This is a genomic window from Leptolyngbya sp. CCY15150 (assembly GCF_016888135.1).
Taxonomy (GTDB): Bacteria; Cyanobacteriota; Cyanobacteriia; order RECH01; family RECH01; genus RECH01.
The window spans coordinates 57,585-72,865 of record NZ_JACSWB010000170.1 but is presented as its reverse complement, the minus strand read 5'-3'; the positions used below and the strand labels follow the sequence as shown (position 1 = coordinate 72,865).

General features: G+C 54.1%; 12 protein-coding genes and 1 other RNA gene. 9 read left to right on the top strand and 4 right to left on the bottom strand.

The window, feature by feature from the left end; genetic code table 11:
- The first annotated feature begins 29 nt into the window (after nt 1-29).
- Together JUJ53_RS10575 and trpD are read left to right on the top strand one after the other, a co-directional pair.
- Complete coding sequence (locus JUJ53_RS10575; protein ID WP_204151972.1) at nt 30-1,190, top strand: DegT/DnrJ/EryC1/StrS family aminotransferase; 1,161 nt, start codon at nt 30-32, stop codon at nt 1,188-1,190.
- Between the two features lie 74 nt (nt 1,191-1,264).
- Complete coding sequence (gene trpD, locus JUJ53_RS10570; RefSeq protein WP_204151971.1) at nt 1,265-2,338, top strand: anthranilate phosphoribosyltransferase; 1,074 nt, start codon at nt 1,265-1,267, stop codon at nt 2,336-2,338.
- A 265-nt stretch (nt 2,339-2,603) separates the two neighbouring features.
- Here trpD and ffs read toward each other — a convergent pair.
- The 3 genes from ffs to JUJ53_RS10555 form a co-directional block, all read right to left on the bottom strand.
- An RNA gene (gene ffs / locus JUJ53_RS10565) (signal recognition particle sRNA small type) lies at nt 2,604-2,700 on the bottom strand.
- Nucleotides 2,701-2,726: 26 nt separating this feature from the next.
- Nucleotides 2,727-3,590, bottom strand: coding sequence for a fructosamine kinase family protein (locus JUJ53_RS10560; protein ID WP_204151970.1), 864 nt, complete (start codon nt 3,588-3,590; stop codon nt 2,727-2,729).
- Nucleotides 3,591-3,594: 4 nt separating this feature from the next.
- Nucleotides 3,595-4,884 (bottom strand): pitrilysin family protein, encoded by a 1,290-nt coding sequence (locus tag JUJ53_RS10555; protein ID WP_204151969.1) that lies wholly within the window; start codon nt 4,882-4,884, stop codon nt 3,595-3,597.
- 421 nt (nt 4,885-5,305) lie between these two features.
- Between JUJ53_RS10555 and crtD the strand changes: the two genes are divergently transcribed.
- Both crtD and JUJ53_RS10545 read left to right on the top strand, forming a co-directional pair.
- A complete protein-coding gene (gene crtD / locus JUJ53_RS10550; RefSeq protein ID WP_204152051.1) occupies nt 5,306-6,820 on the top strand; it encodes a C-3',4' desaturase CrtD in 1,515 nt (504 codons plus the stop codon).
- A 420-nt stretch (nt 6,821-7,240) separates the two neighbouring features.
- Nucleotides 7,241-8,341: a Fe(3+) ABC transporter substrate-binding protein gene (locus JUJ53_RS10545; RefSeq protein ID WP_204152050.1), complete on the top strand. Its 1,101-nt coding sequence runs from the start codon at nt 7,241-7,243 to the stop codon at nt 8,339-8,341.
- Nucleotides 8,342-8,466: 125 nt separating this feature from the next.
- Here the strand turns inward: JUJ53_RS10545 and JUJ53_RS10540 are convergent, their stop codons facing one another.
- A complete protein-coding gene (locus tag JUJ53_RS10540) occupies nt 8,467-10,158 on the bottom strand; it encodes an ATP-binding protein (RefSeq protein ID WP_204151968.1) in 1,692 nt (563 codons plus the stop codon).
- A 418-nt stretch (nt 10,159-10,576) separates the two neighbouring features.
- On the opposite strand from JUJ53_RS10540, the gene JUJ53_RS10535 reads away from it, so the two are divergent.
- The 5 genes from JUJ53_RS10535 to JUJ53_RS10515 all read left to right on the top strand — a co-directional run bounded on the left by JUJ53_RS10535 (nt 10,577) and on the right by JUJ53_RS10515 (nt 15,235).
- Nucleotides 10,577-11,818, top strand: a complete 1,242-nt coding sequence (locus JUJ53_RS10535) for a SpoIID/LytB domain-containing protein (RefSeq protein ID WP_343327929.1) — start codon at nt 10,577-10,579, stop codon at nt 11,816-11,818.
- A gap of 134 nt (nt 11,819-11,952) precedes the next feature.
- Nucleotides 11,953-12,348, top strand: coding sequence for a DoxX family protein (locus JUJ53_RS10530; protein WP_343327928.1), 396 nt, complete (start codon nt 11,953-11,955; stop codon nt 12,346-12,348).
- A gap of 169 nt (nt 12,349-12,517) precedes the next feature.
- Nucleotides 12,518-13,099 (top strand): Uma2 family endonuclease, encoded by a 582-nt coding sequence (locus JUJ53_RS10525; protein ID WP_204151967.1) that lies wholly within the window; start codon nt 12,518-12,520, stop codon nt 13,097-13,099.
- Nucleotides 13,100-13,262: 163 nt separating this feature from the next.
- Nucleotides 13,263-13,664 (top strand): hypothetical protein, encoded by a 402-nt coding sequence (locus JUJ53_RS10520; protein ID WP_204151966.1) that lies wholly within the window; start codon nt 13,263-13,265, stop codon nt 13,662-13,664.
- The gene (locus JUJ53_RS10515) at nt 13,664-15,235 is read left to right on the top strand and encodes a GUN4 domain-containing protein (RefSeq protein ID WP_204151965.1); all 1,572 of its coding nucleotides are present in this window, start codon (nt 13,664-13,666) and stop codon (nt 15,233-15,235) included. The genes JUJ53_RS10520 and JUJ53_RS10515 overlap by 1 nt, the downstream gene beginning before the upstream one ends.
- The last annotated feature ends 46 nt before the right edge of the window (nt 15,236-15,281 follow it).

Here is a 15,281-nt window from a genome sequence, read left to right as displayed (position 1 = left end):
CTGATACAACGTGATTGTGGTGTAAACGAGTGAACTATATTCCACCGTTAGATTTAACGCAGCAATATCAAACTTTAGAGCCCGACATCCGCCAAGCAGTGACGGACGTTCTCGCCTCTGGGCGGTATATTAATGGCCCTGTGGTACAAACCTTTGAGCAGCAGTTTGCCGCTTATATCGGTACGGCGGATTGCATTGGCTGTAATTCCGGCACCGATGCCCTACTGTTGGCGCTGCGTGCCTACGACATTGGCCCCGGCGACGAGGTGATCACGACGCCCTTTACCTTCATTGCCACGGCAGAGATGATCAGCGCGGTGGGGGCCACCCCTGTGTTTGTGGACATCGATGCCCAGACCTATAATCTGGATCTCAATCAGGTGGCAGCCGCCATCACCGATCGCACCAAGGCCATCATGCCCGTGCATCTGTTTGGGCAGCCGGTGGATATGACTCGGCTGATGGCGATCGCCCAAGCCCATGGTTTGATTGTCATTGAAGACTGTGCCCAGGCAACGGGAGCCACCTGGCAGGGGCAGAAGGTGGGCAGCTTTGGCCATGTCGGCTGTTTTAGCTTCTACCCCACCAAAAATCTAGGAGCCTGCGGCGATGGCGGAGCGGTGACCACCTCTGATGGGGCGATCGCTGAAAAAATCCGCCTCCTGCGCAACCATGGCCAACCCCAAACCTATTGCCATACGGTTGTGGGGATTAATAGCCGCCTGGACGCCATCCAAGCCGCGATTTTGACCATCAAACTGGGCTATCTCGATAGCTGGAATGCTCAACGGCAGGCGATCGCTGACCGTTACTACAGCGCCCTGTCTCAGATCGATGGCGTAGATCCGCCGAGGGCGATCGCTGGAGGACAGGCCGTTTGGCATCAATACACCCTGCGGCTCACGGCCAAGGCTGCGGACTCTGACCTGCGCCAAGCCATCCGCCAGCAGTTACAAGCCCAGGGCATTGGTTCAATGATTTACTACCCCATCCCGCTGCACCAACAGCCGGTGTATGCAGCATTGGGCTATCCAGCGGGACAGTTGCCCGTGGTCGAACAGGTGGCCCAACAGGTGCTATCGTTACCCATGTTCCCTGAACTCACCCCAGCCCAGCAAGATCACGTGGTCAGCGGCGTGCGATCGGCCTTAGCCGACGTCGTCACCCAGGTTCTCAAGACGCCTGCCTAGGGTTGCTGCAGCATCGGGTAGGTTCCACTCTGCGCTGCAGGGATGCCATCAGTCTGTCGTTTCATCACATAACTATGAGTTCTGTTTCTTCCTCAGCCGCTGTTGACTGGTCATCTTGTTTATCCCAACTCCTCGATCGCCAATCCCTCGATCGCCAGCAGGCGGCGGCGTTGATGCAGGGATGGCTGGAAGATGCCATTCCGCCGGTGTTGTCGGGGGCCATTCTGGCAGCCATTCAAGCCAAGGGTGTTTCCGCCACAGAGCTGGCCGGCATGGCCCAAGTGCTGCAGTCCCAGTCCATGGGCGAACAGTTCACCCTCGATACTCTACCAACGCCCCGTATTGATACCTGCGGTACAGGAGGCGATGGCGCATCGACGTTTAACATTTCCACCTGCGTGGCCTTTGTGGCGGCAGCAGCAGGCATTGCTGTGGTCAAGCATGGTAATCGGGCCGCATCGAGCAAGGTGGGCTCGGCGGATGTGCTAGATGCTTTGGGAATTAATCTGGGAGCTGACCTCAGCCGAGTACAGGCAGCGGTGCAGGAGGTGGGCATCACCTTTCTGTTTGCTCCAGGCTGGCATCCGGCGATGAAGGCGGTGGTACCCATTCGCAAGACCCTAAAGGTGCGCACGGTCTTCAACCTGCTGGGCCCCTTGGTGAACCCCCTCAAGCCTACGGGACAGGTGCTGGGGGTATTCGACTCGGCGCTGGTGCCGGTGATGGCGGAGGCGTTGAATCAACTGGGCATGGAGCAGGCGATTGTCCTACACGGCCGGGAAAAGCTCGATGAAGCCGGTCTGGCCGATCTCACCGATCTAGCAGTTGTCAGCCAAGGACGGGTAGAAACCTTGACCCTCAATCCCCAAGACCTGGGTCTAACGGCAGCCTCGACGGCGGCCCTGAAGGGGGGAGAACTTTCGGATAACGTGGAGATTCTCTCGGCAGTACTCCAGGGCAAAGGTACGGCAGCCCAAATGGATGTGGTGGCGCTGAATGCGTCCTTGGCGTTACAGGTGGGGGGAGCGATCGCTGCGGAGAGCCCTCAAGCCGCCTACCGCCAAGGTATTGACCATGCGCGGGCCATTTTAGAAAGCGGCGCTGCTTGGGAGAAACTGCAGGAACTGGTGGAGTTTCTCAAGGGCTAGGGACAACGGTTCTCGGGTTCAACGGCAAGAACGCCAGCCAGTAGCCATACCTAGACAAGCTCAACGGAGATGCCGCCGGCCCAAACGGTCGCATCTCCTGTAGGGTGCAGTTGGGCGAAGCCGTAACGCACCCTCTTCTGCATGGAGACAGATACTGATCGAGACTAAGACAAGCTGAGATACTGGAGTTTTATATCGGGACTTCACGATTGCGGTTGACCAGACGGTGAAGGGATGTCAGGTTCAAACCTTGGTTTAAAACAAAGGTGACCCGGAGTTCACGCCTATTACAAGCATCCCGTATTGCTGCTGCCTTCCGGCCCTGACAAAATTGAGGCGTTGTAACTGCATGAGTCCGAGTCATCTCTAGCATAACATAGGCGGTGGCCTATCGCAGCAGCGATGCGATCATGCTGTTGGCTTGAGACTCATAGCCACCACCAAAGAGGTTGAAATGGTTGATGACGTGATACAGGTTATACAAGGTTTTGCGGCGATCGTAGCCGGGGTCGAGAGGATAGGCAGATTGGTAGGCGCTATAAAATTCGTTGGGAAACCGACCGAAAAGTTCCGTCATGGCAATGTCCACCTCGCGATCGCCAAAATAGGTGGCCGGGTCAAGGATCACCGGTTCGCCCTCGACGGTAACCGAGGCATTGCCTGACCAAAGATCGCCATGCACAAGAGAGGGTTGGGGATCATGGCCTGCTAGCAGGTCGGGAATGGCGGCCATCAGCGCGGCCTGCTGAGGAAAATTGCCCCCTCGGCGGGCGGCTAGGCGGAACTGGTGCGCCATACGATGCTCAAGGAAAAAGTCGAGCCAGCTCTGGGTCCAGGGATTGGGCTGGGGAGTTGCGCCAATGGTGTTGGATTGATCCCAGCCAAAGCCGCGATCGCTACTCACACGATGCATTGCCGCTAGATTCCGTCCCATATCCTCCCAAGACTGATGGGTACCATAGCCAAAATTCAGCCATTCCAACACCAGGTAAGACCGACTATCGGTAATTCCCCAGCAGATGGGCCGTGGAACGCGCATGGTTTGGGACTGGTAGATTTGCTTGAGCCCCAAGGCCTCGGCCTCAAACATGCCAATTTGGCTAGCCTGGTTGAGCTTCACAAAAAAGGCGCGATCGCCCCCGTCGAGGGCATAGGCCTGGTTGATGCAGCCCCCGCCTACAGGACGGTGGTGCTTGACCTGAAAGGGGCTATCGGTAACTTGACTAATGTGGGTGGCAATATCAGTCCACATGGGGCTAGGAGGCTGGTTTGGAAACAACAATGCCGCAGGCCTGCGGCGAGAGATACTGCTGCGCGGCACGCTGCAGGTCGATGGCATCCAGGGCACGGATGCGGGCCGGATAGTTCAGCGCTGGGGTAAGGTCGCCCACGAGGGTGTGGTAGTAGCCGTAGAGCCCAGCGCGATTGCTAGGGGTTTCATTACCAAAAATATATTGATTGGCAACCAGGGTGCGCACCCGCTCTAGCTCTTCGTCTTGAATAACATCCGTCTGCAGCGACTGCAGATGTTGAGCGATCGCTTGTTCAACCTCAGGAATGGCTGCTGCCGGCAACTGCACGGTGATTTGAAAGATGCCTTGCCGCGCATAGGTCATGTTGGTGGCGGATACGCTGGTCACCCATTTCCGCTCTTCCCGTAGGTCGCGTACTAGGCGCGCCGTCCGCCCCTGGCCAAGGATATAGGCGATCGCATCTAGCGCATAGGTGTGATGCACCTCATCCATGCCGGGCACCCGCCACATAAAGCTTAGCCGAGCTTGCTGCAGCGTCGGATCTTCGTAGTCGTAGCGCTGGATGGTCTCAAAGGGTTGTTCGGCGGCTAGGTAGGACGGCCGAGTCAGGGAGGTTTCGATTTCTAGGGGATGATCCTGGAGCGATCGCTCTGCCAAAGCGGTGTCAAAGCCATCGGCCACAATACTCACCAAGTCCTCCACCGGCAGATTGCCCACGGCCACAGCGGTGATGGACTGGGGGCGATACCAGGTGTGATGGAACTCGCGCATCTGCTGCGCTGTGAGCGATTGGACGACCTCTTCGCGCCCTAAGACTGGACGGCGATAGGGTAAGTGCTGAAATGCAGCTTCCATGGATCGGTAGAAGCTGCGGCGGCGAGGATTATCGTGGGAACGACGAATTTCTTCGAGAATGACCGATCGCTCTCGCTCAAAGGCATCGTCGGGAATGGCGGCATTCAGCACCATCTCGATTTGCAGAGGAGCTAGGGTGGCAAAATCGTCGGGGGCGGCGGTGATGTAGTAGTGGGTATAGTCTTGACTGGTGGCGGCGTTGGTGGCCCCTCCACACTGTTCAACGGTGCGTTCAAAGAGCCCGGTCGGCAGTTGCCGCGTGCCTTTGAAAATCATATGTTCTAGGTAGTGGGCGATGCCATTGATGTCATCGGACTCAACGGCTGACCCAGCTCCTAGCCAAAGACTGAGATTGGTGGCCTCAACGGGCATTTGCTCTGCCACAATGGTTAACCCGTTGGATAACCGATGAACCGTTGGAGCAGTCAAGCCAGTCATCGAATCTGACCCAGTTAGCGTAAACGTCATAAACACCTATGGAGCGGTACCGCTTCATCTATCTTAATCGTCAATGATGCGTCCGCGCAGTAGGCTGGCTGACTAGATCATCAGAAATCCGAGGATTCTGATCCAACCGGGAGCGATCGCATCTTTTACCTTACACACCTAGATGGGGTCATGTCCGATACATCGGCAACCAATTCCCCTGCATCTTTGCTCTCTTGAGCTAGCTTGCCCTGCAACGCAGCAGATCTTTCTCTGATCTATCAAAGGTTTGCAGTCAACGCTCGAATCTCGTAGGATCAAACTATTAAGGAATGTAAATCATCGTCTCATTATCAACCGCCCTGCCATGCCTCAGTCTTCCCGCGATCGCGATTCTATAGCTCCATCCCCAGAAGACCCATCCACAGACGGTATGTCAACCGGTGATGGATCCTCTGAGGCCCGTGTGGTGGTGATTGGTGCGGGCATCGGCGGCTTGACGGCGGCGGCGTTGCTGGCCCATCGAGGCTATCGGGTGCGGGTGTTTGATCAGGCGATCGTGCCGGGGGGTTGCGCTTCAACGTTTCAGCGGCGCGGATTTACCTTTGATGTGGGGGCTACTCAGGTGGCCGGGCTAGAGCCTGGGGGGATTCACCATCGGATTTTTACCGAACTAGGTATTCCCCTACCGGAAGCAACTCCCTGCGATCCCGCCTGCGCCGTTTACCTGCCAGGTGAGACGGAGCCCATTCAGGTGTGGCGAGATCCCCAGCGATGGCAGGCCGAACGCCAGCGGCAGTTTCCTGGGAGCGAACCCTTTTGGCAGTTTCTCAACGATTTATTTCGCTATAGCTGGGCCTTTCAATCCCGAGATCCCATTCTGCCGCCGCGTAGCGCTTGGGATGTGGCCCAGTTGCTGCAGGCAGTACGTCCCGACACGTTGTTGACCGCGCCCCACACCTTCTCTACCGTGGGTCAGGTGCTGCGTCGCTATGGGCTGGGAGGCGATCGCCGTCTGAGAACCTTCCTAGATTTACAGCTCAAACTTTACTCCCAAGTCAACGCCGAGGAAACCGCCGTTCTCTATGCTGCAACGGCTCTGGGTGTATCCCAAGCACCCCAAGGGCTCTACCACCTAGAAGGCAGTATGCAGGTGTTGAGCGATCGCTTGGTGGAATCCCTGGAGCGGGATGGCGGAGAGCTACAGATGCGCCATACGGTAGAGAAGATCCACACCCGTCACGGTCGGGCCGTGGCGGTCGAGATCCGTAACCAGAAGACCGGCGAGGCGTGGATGGAGCCTGCAGATCAGGTGGTGGCGAACGTGACGGTGCAAAATCTGGTGCAGTTGCTGGGCGATCAGGCTCCCAGCGGCTACCGGCAGCGGGTGGATAAGCTCCGTCCTGCCTCCGGTGCCTTTGTGGTGTATTTGGGGGTGAAGGCCTCAGCCATTCCCGAGCCCTGCCCGCCCCATCTCCAGTTTCTCTACGACTATGAGGGAGCGATCGCTGAAAACAACTCCCTCTTTGTCTCCGTCAGCCATCCCGGCGATGGCCGCGCACCCGCAACCTGTGCCACTATCATCGCCTCGTCGTTTACCGACCTAGGGCTCTGGTGGACAACCCCCGACTACGATCGCCTCAAGCAAGACTACACCAACGCAGCGATCGCCCGCCTAGGACAATTTTTCCACCTAACGCCCGACACAATTCTTCATTGTGAAGCAGCTACCCCCAGAACCTTCCAGCGCTACACCGCCCGCGATCAAGGAGCCGTGGGTGGATTAGGGCAGCGAGTGCCCACCTTTGGCCCCTTCGGTTTTGCTAACCGCACGCCAGTGGATGGCCTATGGCTGGTGGGCGACTGCACCCATCCCGGTGAAGGTACCGCAGGGGTGAGCTATTCGGCGCTGACCGTCGTCCGACAAATTCAGCAAGCATCCTCCTAGATTCCGTTGTTCCAGACAACAACGGTTACACAGCACGGTTACACAACACGGTTACACAACACGGTTACACAGCGATGGCCATCGTTCTCACGAACGTGATGGTGGCCATGGCGATTGTGCGCTCTAAACGTTTTGGTACGACAAGGGCGATCGCTGTTCACGACCCTACGTCAGCCTATTCAAGCTACTGCTTCAATCTCTATTGCTTCAATCTATTGAGAATCTATGTTAGTCCATAGATTGATCGGTCTCCAAGCAAGATCAGGTTGACAAACGTACGATTGGTCGTTTATGGTTCTTGTTGGACAAATTAATTGATAATCAATTGCATTAAGTTGGGCTCTGCATAGACAGTATTAGGAATTATTGCAGGCTAGCTTTCTTATCCCTACTAAGGACTACTAAGATCCACACGCCATGATGAAACTCAAACGACGGACGCTTTTTGCTGGATTGACCGGAGCCGCTATGGCGATCGCAATTGGCTGTGCCAGTCAGTCTACCGATACGGCAACCGATACAACGACTGATGCTGCTTCCGACACCGCCAGTACCCCCGCTAGTGATGGTGAGGTTGTCAACCTATATTCATCTCGGCACTACGACACCGATAACAGCCTGTACGAAGGGTTTACAGAAGAGACAGGCATTGAGGTAAACCTGATTGAAGGGGACGCTGATGAACTGTTGGAGCGCATCAAGAGCGAAGGGGCAAACAGTCCGGCTGATGTCTACATGACCGTGGATGCAGGACGGCTCTGGCTAGCCGAGCAGGAAGGATTGCTGCAACCGGTAGAATCAGATGTGTTGACAGCCGCCATCCCTGAGAACCTGCGCCACCCTGATGGTCTCTGGTTTGGGCTAACGACCAGGGCGCGGGTCATTGTTTACAACAAAGATACGGTGGATCCATCTGAGCTTTCCACCTACGAAGACCTAGCGGATCCCAAATGGCAGGGGCGCGTCTGCATCCGTAGTTCGGGCAATATCTATAACCTTTCCCTCGTTGGCTCCATGGTGGAAACCATGGGCGAAGAGGCGACTCAAGACTGGGTAGAAGGTTTGGTGAGCAACTTGGCCCGTGAGCCTGAAGGAGGAGATACGGATCAAATTAAGGCCGTCGCTTCGGGACAATGTGATGTGGCGATCGCCAACCACTACTACTGGGCAAGACTAGCTAAGTCTGAAGATGCGGCCGAGCAAGCGGTAGCAGAGCAAGTGGGTATCTTTTTCCCTAACCAAGACGATCGCGGTACCCACGTCAATATCAGTGGTGCCGGTGTGCTAGCTGCAGCTCCCAATCCCGAGAATGCGATCGCGTTTATTGAATATCTAGTTAGCCCCGAAGCGCAGGAAATCTTTGCAGCGGGCAATAATGAATACCCGGTGCTAGAAGGGGTCAATGTCGATCCGATTGTGTCGGAACTCGGTAACTTCAAGGTTGATGCGGTGAATGTAGCGTCTTACGGCCGCAATAACCCCAAGGTTGTAGAAATTGTTGACCGGGCAGGTTGGAAATAATCCTGATCGCCTGAAGCTACATACCTGTAATTGTTCGTGGCAAACTCGCGGGGGATACATCTTTAGAAGGTTTGATGTATCCCCTTTTTTTGCTGGGTCTAGATCTGTCGTTGGGTTGCCTAGGCTTAATCGATACTGACGCCTTTAAACGTATTGGGGCGTTTACGACTAGCGACAGGAGCTTGATCGGCAGCACGCGATCGCAGTCGATGGGCTTGAAAATGTTTCTGCCATTCAGCGGGTGCATCTAAGGTTTCGCCGCCGTGCTGGGTAAGCCGTTGCCGCACTTGACACAGCACAGGCGTATTCACACAGGCTCCAGAAATAATCACCTGCCCCTTAGTCAGAGCCGGCAGTTCTTTCAACAAGTCGCGCCCAGCAGATTCCACGCCATACTTCAGGCTTTCCTGATCCACCGGGTTGACGATGCGCATTAAGAATTGACTCATGCATTGAGATAAAACATCCGAGTCGATCTTGCCGGGACGCTGGGTGATCAACCCCACGCCGAGACCGAATTTACGTCCCTCACTCAAAATCGTTCGCAGGATGGTTTTGCAGCGAGAAGGTTCGTGGGCAGGAGCGAAGCGGTGGGCCTCTTCCAGCAAAATGAAGACCGGATAGGGCAGGTAGTTTTCGTCATCCGGCAAGATATATTCCTTTTGCGTATTCATGCGGGCTTGGTTGGACTGGCGCAACACCGCCGCGCAGATCACCTGCTGGGCTTCTTGAGACACCTCGTTCATCTGCAAAACCGTCACCTGCCCCGGTTCAAACAAATCCTTGGGGGCCAGGTGTTCCATGGGATGGAAGTAGGGCATGTCGGCTAAGCGATCGAGCTTCCAGGTAATGGCGGGGGCGGAGGAGCCTAGCTTTTCGTTGCCCTCATCATCCACGCTGGTGTCTGCCTCTTTCACCATTTCGATCAAGTCACCAATGCCCCAGCGGTATTGCCCTTGCCGATGGCGTTTAATCAAGGCAAAGGCTTTATTGAGGATGGCCTGCTGGCGATCGCTCATTTCTGGTAGCAGGGTGAGGAAATCGTAGTAGTCCAACGACGAAATACGAATGCGCACATCATCCGGCGTCAGCACTTTAACTTTGGGAGCATAGCCATCCTCGGCAGTGAAGGCTGGATGCCCCCGCAGTTCCGACAGGGTGCCATATTCCCCGTGGGGGTCAAAAATCAACACGGCGGCGCGGTTATGGGGAGCCAGCAGTTCCTCTACCAAAACGCCAGCGGTGTAAGACTTTCCCGACCCCGTACCCGCCAAGATCGCCATGTGGGTACTCACCAGTTCTTTAACATCCAGGGCGATGGGAACTGCCCCTTGGTCGCGCAGGAGGAGAGAACCAATGTGGGCGGAGCCGATCGCTTGGGGCTGGCGCTTGTTCAGCACTTCCCGCAGATAGTCATCATGGGCCAGGTACACCTTTTCCCCCGGATCCGGCGTGCGGCGGGGATTCATGAACCCCAAGCGCGGATCAAAATAGCCCACCACATCGACGGTGACTTGGTAAATTTCTGGATTGGGATGGGAGAAGCCGACCAGGGCCGCAATGGTTTCCGGGCTAATTTCCGTATCGGCAAAAATGCGATCGGGTAAATGATCAATCAGCGATCGCGCCGAGATCTTGCCCAAAATATTCAGCGATCGCACCGTCCCATCCAGCCCCGGCAGTTGAACGGTGTAGTAGACAAATTCACCAATTTTGACATGGCGATTATTGCTGGTGATGAACACATACTGGTTGCCGTCGTCACCGGGGCCTTTCACCGTACCAATGGCTGGAGACTGCGATCGAGAACTTACCATAGATTTATATTGATGCTCTTCGTCAGGGACTTCTATCGATAGCAACCTAGAACCGTCGGTTGGATGGGGGGCAGCAGGAACTTCTAGACGAGATCTATGCGTCAGAGGAGTAGGCAGATCTCGATTGGATCTTGGTCGTTCAACGATCGCGCCCTGCCTAAACCGCTCGGTGTTCATGCTCAACGAACAGGTTACGACCTAAATTCCTTTTCATCCTATCCGCATTCCTCCCCAAGTCGCTGGAAAATTGGTTTATATTGGGGCAGATATTCTAGACTGTTGGTCATCCAATGGTTAATATCGACCGCCAACGTCCTAGACTCAATGTGGTCTAAGACGATGAGCGATCGCCCAGCCTACATTAAACGCCTTCACCTGATCAACTGCTCCATCAAGAGTTGGGTTTTTCGTCCGTGTTGTGAATAAATCGTCTCCTCTGATTGCTATGAACCTAAAACTGAATGCGATCGCACCCCAGCGCCTTTTGGCTCCTATTCTCACCCTAGGACGGCATCTGAGCCTGATTTCTCTCTTGGTTGGTGTTGGCACCTTGGCCAACTTTGCCGTTATGGCCCTGCCCGCTCTAGCGGCGTTGGAAATGCGGGTGGCCATCGAGCAAGATGTTAGCCAAGTGACCATCGGTAGTTCCACCAACGCTGTGCTCCGCGATGGCTCAGGACAGGTCTTGGCAGAAATTCCCGCCATGGGAGCCCTGGTAGCAGAGTCGAACGGCGGGCGGGTGACGGTCAACCGCTGGACGGCAGGGCAAGTTTGGGTGGAGCCAGAGGCAGATGGCTTTGTGTATATCGGTGATAAGTGGTATCGCGGTCGCACCTTGGTTCTGCCGACCAGTGGCGGCATCACGGCGGTGAACTATGTGGATCTAGAAGAATATCTCTACAGCGTTGTGGGTGCAGAAATGCCCACCAGTTGGCCCCTAGAAGCGCTGAAAGCTCAAGCCGTATCGGCTCGCAGCTACGCCCTCTATCAACGACAAACCAGCGGCAACACGGTCTTTGATGTGGGAGATACCACCTCCTGGCAGGTCTATAGCGGTCTAGAGAAGGAAGCCACTAGCACACAGCAAGCGGTTCGAGAAACCGCTGGTCAGGTGTTGGTGCATGAGGGACGCATTATTGAAGCCGTGTTCCACTCTGCCTCGGGCGGCTACACCGAGAATGTCGAAGATGTTTGGACAAGCTATCGCCCCTACCTGCGGGCGGTGCAAGATTTCGACCAAAATGCTCCGGTCTATCAATGGACAGAAACCTTTAGCGCCGATCAGCTCAGGGCAAGAATTACGGGCGTCGGCAACATTCTCTCCTTACAACCCGAGCGCCGTACCAACCAAGGTCGCATCATCACCATGCGCGTGGTAGGCGATGCCGGAACTCGCACCCTCAGCGGCAATGAACTGCGCCAAGCACTCGACCTGCGCAGTACCTTGTTTGAGGTAACCCCGAGTCTGCCCAATGTAGCCAGTACGGGCAATACGGTACCGGTGCCCACGTCGTTCCAAGTGCAGGGTCGTGGTTTTGGGCATGGGCTAGGTCTCAGTCAATGGGGAGCACGAGAAATGGCCAGCCAAGGGCAAAACTATCAGCAAATTGTTTCTCACTACTACACAGGAGCTAACCTAGCCGTCATCCAGGTAGAGTAAGTAAGCAAGGGCGATCGCTTTTCGGTTAACCAAGAGAGCGATCGCCCTTAAGATAGCATCTGCAAGATAACAAGCGTTAATACGATAAAAAACCTATACTAGCAAATAAGTAAGCATCTTTCCACAAGGATATAGTGATTAAAAACGTTAAGACTAGTCTCAAGGTAGTGCTAGGGATCGCGCTCATCGTCGCAGGACTGAACCACTTTCGCTCAGCCGATTTCTATCTGCGGATGATGCCACCCTATTTACCATGGCATCTAGAACTGGTCTATATTAGCGGCGTGGCTGAAATACTCTTGGGCATCCTGCTACTGGTGCATCGCACTTCAGCGATCGCTGCCTGGGGGATCATAGCGTTGCTCATCGCCGTCTTCCCTGCCAACCTCCAGATGGCCTTGGAGCCTGATCAATTTCCTAACATTCCCGAGATCGCGCTCTGGATAAGGCTGCCACTCCAAGCGGTACTCATTGCCTGGGCCTATTGGTATACGCGATCGCCCTCCCGCCGCAACATCCATCATCCCTAGATAGAGATGTAACCTTCACTGACTAGGCAGGGACGGAAGCCTCATATCCAGTCTGGGTAAGAAGAATGGATCATGTAACGTTTTAACCCGAATTTAAGATGACGACTGCCTGTTTCCTTCATCACCCTGAACTATACTGAACATAGTTTCCTCCCTAAGAGCACAGCGTATGGTTCACACCACTGGCAAATCCCTCACCCTAGATGAGTTTTTTGCACTGCCTGACGACGACAAGACCTATGAGTTCGTCAATGGACAAGCTGTGCCGAAACTATTGCTCTCTACTATGTCTCCTAAATTTTTTCATAGTGCAATTACGGGCGCGTTGTTTACCTTACTCAGTCAATGGAGCCAAAATCGAGGGCGAGTGTGTATTGAATGGGCACTGCTCCTGAGATGGCAAGATAAACCTTGGGTGCCTGTGCCCGATCTTACCTATCTTTCCTACGATCGCCTCCCGAAGACTTGGGTGAAGGATGAAGCTTGTCCAGTTTGTCCTGATCTAGTCATTGAAATTATTTCTCCAGGACAAACCTTTGGTGCCATGACTGAAAAGTCAACCAATTATTTGCTGGCAGGTATTTCCTGTGTGTGGGTTGTGGATTCTGCTGCCCGAAGCATCACCCTGTTCAGTCCAGATTCTTTGCCGCAGACTTATCGAGGCGACAGGGCGATCGCTACTCCCTTGTTGCCTACCTTAACGATCACGCCCAATCAAGTTTTTCAGCTCGCTGGACTATTGGATAACTAAGCTTATACTTTGGGGTGGATTAGGTCGCTGATGGGCGATCGCCTCAACTGTAGTCTTTTCAATCCCTGCACCTTTAATTCAACCTCAAATAAATTTAACTTCGACAACTGCTGTCTATACAGTTAGACTTTGGATAGAATTTCTTTTATCTAAGCTACCCTTTATGTCAAAGAACCTTGATCTTTTCATTGATTTGAATGAGGCTGGGCTGGACTTGGAACCAGAAGAGCTAGAAGCCTATTCCCAACGTTTGGTGCTTGACTTGAAAGATGGGCTAGCAGAGGATGCCGTTTTGGCGCGCTCCGCTGATATCCCAGAGGGCAGCAAAGCTGGGGAGGGTGGGTTTGATTTGGGCATCCTCAAGGCAGAGGTGAACCTGAAAAACATCCTAGCGGTGTTGCAGTGGCTGCGGGAGAGAATAGCAGGGGCATCACTGGAACTTGAGTATGGCGATGTGAAGCTGAAATATCGCACCGAAAAGGAACTGGAACAACAACTGCAAGCGCTGGAGAAAATTTCGCATCTGACGGTTAGAGTAGTAAAAAGCGATACCAGCAAGGATTAATGGCAAGAGTTGCGCTGTTGATTGGTACAGGAACCTACGGGGACGGATTTAAGCCTCTCCCGGCGGCACCCAAAGATGTGGAGGCGATCGCCGCTGTCCTTCGCGATCCGGACATGGGAGGCTTTGATCAGGTGGAGCAACTCATTGACCAGCCCCATAGCACCGTTTCTGAAACGATTGAAACTTGGTTGCGGGCAAGGCAAAAAGACGATCTGGCGTTGCTCTACATCTCCGGGCATGGAGTGAAAGATGATCAACGAGATCTCTACTTTGCGGCGTGCAATACGAAGAAACAAAAAGAGAACTTAGTCCGAGCAACGGCAATTCCAGCCAGCGTTGTGCGCGATCGTATCCGGGAGAGCAAAGCTAAACGGCAGGTGATCATCCTGGATTGCTGTTTCAGTGGAGCCTTTGGCGACCTGCTGGCCAAAGATGACAACACGATTGATCTAGAGACCCTGTTGGGGGCAGAGGGGCGCGTTGTTCTCACGTCCTCTAGTTCGTTGCAATATTCCTTTGAGCAACGGGATGGCGCGCTCTCCATTTACACTCACTGCCTAGTGGAAGGCATTCGCACTGGAGCTGCCGATGTGGATGATGATGGCGCGATCTCTGTCCAGGAACTGCATGACTACGCCAAGCGAAAAGTGCAGGAAGAATCTCCTGCTATGACGCCCCGCATTATCGTTTTGAAAGATGAGGGCTATCAAATCCGCATTGCCAAAGCCCCCCTAGGCGACCCCAAGGTGAAATATCGCAAGGAAATGGAGGTGATCGTTCAGGAAGATGGCGACACCATTGATGAGATTCTTAGTCGTTCTGTGTTGGAGGAATGGCAACACAAGCTGGGCTTGTCTGATGGGGAAGTACAGGCGATCGAATCAGACATTTTGGAACCGATTCGGCAACGGCAGAAAAAGATCCAACGCTATCGAGAGGTGTTTACCCGCGCCCTTCAACACAAAAATCCATTGGGGGAACGAGAACTGAAGCGGTTGCAGCAGCTTCAGCACATTTTGGGCTTGAGGAATGAGGATATTCAGGCGATCGCAGTAGAAGTCATGCAAACAACTCCCCACCTACCAGACCTGCTCCTGGAATCGGAAAAAGGGATAGACTACTGGGAATTGCAAATACTACTGCAAGTAGGGCAATGGAAAGAAGCTGACCTGGAAACTGCCCGACGAATGCTGCAAGCAATGAATAAAGAGGAGTGGTTGGATGTTGAGACTGATGATTTACTTAACTTCCCCTGCAAAGACCTGGAGACGATTGATCGCCTCTGGGTGCATTATAGCAACGGCAAATTTGGCTTTAGTGTCCAAAAGCAAATTTATGTGGAATGCGGTGCCAAGCTAGACGGCAAGTATACAGGCGACAAAATCTGGGAAAAGTTTGGAGATCGCGTCGGTTGGCGCAAAGCAGGCAAATGGATGAGCTACGACGATCTCACCTTCGACCTTTTTAGTATAGGCGAACTACCTGTTGTAGTAATCCAATTGGGTGGGGGGCATTACCATCTTTTTTCTCTCGCATTGAGACTTGTGACCTGTAGCACAAGCCAGTCCTAGCGTTTGTTTAGAGCAAAGATCTGCGACTTCTTTAAGAAGTCGCAGA

Coding starts and splice junctions, on each gene's coding strand:
- crtD (WP_204152051.1), top strand. CDS start 5,306: ATGTCAACCGGTGATGGATCCTCTGAGGCCCGTGTGGTGGTGATTGGT.
- JUJ53_RS10520 (WP_204151966.1), top strand. CDS start 13,263: ATGTCAAAGAACCTTGATCTTTTCATTGATTTGAATGAGGCTGGGCTG.
- JUJ53_RS10525 (WP_204151967.1), top strand. CDS start 12,518: ATGGTTCACACCACTGGCAAATCCCTCACCCTAGATGAGTTTTTTGCA.
- JUJ53_RS10545 (WP_204152050.1), top strand. CDS start 7,241: ATGAAACTCAAACGACGGACGCTTTTTGCTGGATTGACCGGAGCCGCT.
- trpD (WP_204151971.1), top strand. CDS start 1,265: ATGAGTTCTGTTTCTTCCTCAGCCGCTGTTGACTGGTCATCTTGTTTA.
- JUJ53_RS10555 (WP_204151969.1), bottom strand. CDS start 4,884: ATGACTGGCTTGACTGCTCCAACGGTTCATCGGTTATCCAACGGGTTA.
- JUJ53_RS10540 (WP_204151968.1), bottom strand. CDS start 10,158: ATGGTAAGTTCTCGATCGCAGTCTCCAGCCATTGGTACGGTGAAAGGC.
- JUJ53_RS10515 (WP_204151965.1), top strand. CDS start 13,664: ATGGCAAGAGTTGCGCTGTTGATTGGTACAGGAACCTACGGGGACGGA.
- JUJ53_RS10560 (WP_204151970.1), bottom strand. CDS start 3,590: ATGTGGACTGATATTGCCACCCACATTAGTCAAGTTACCGATAGCCCC.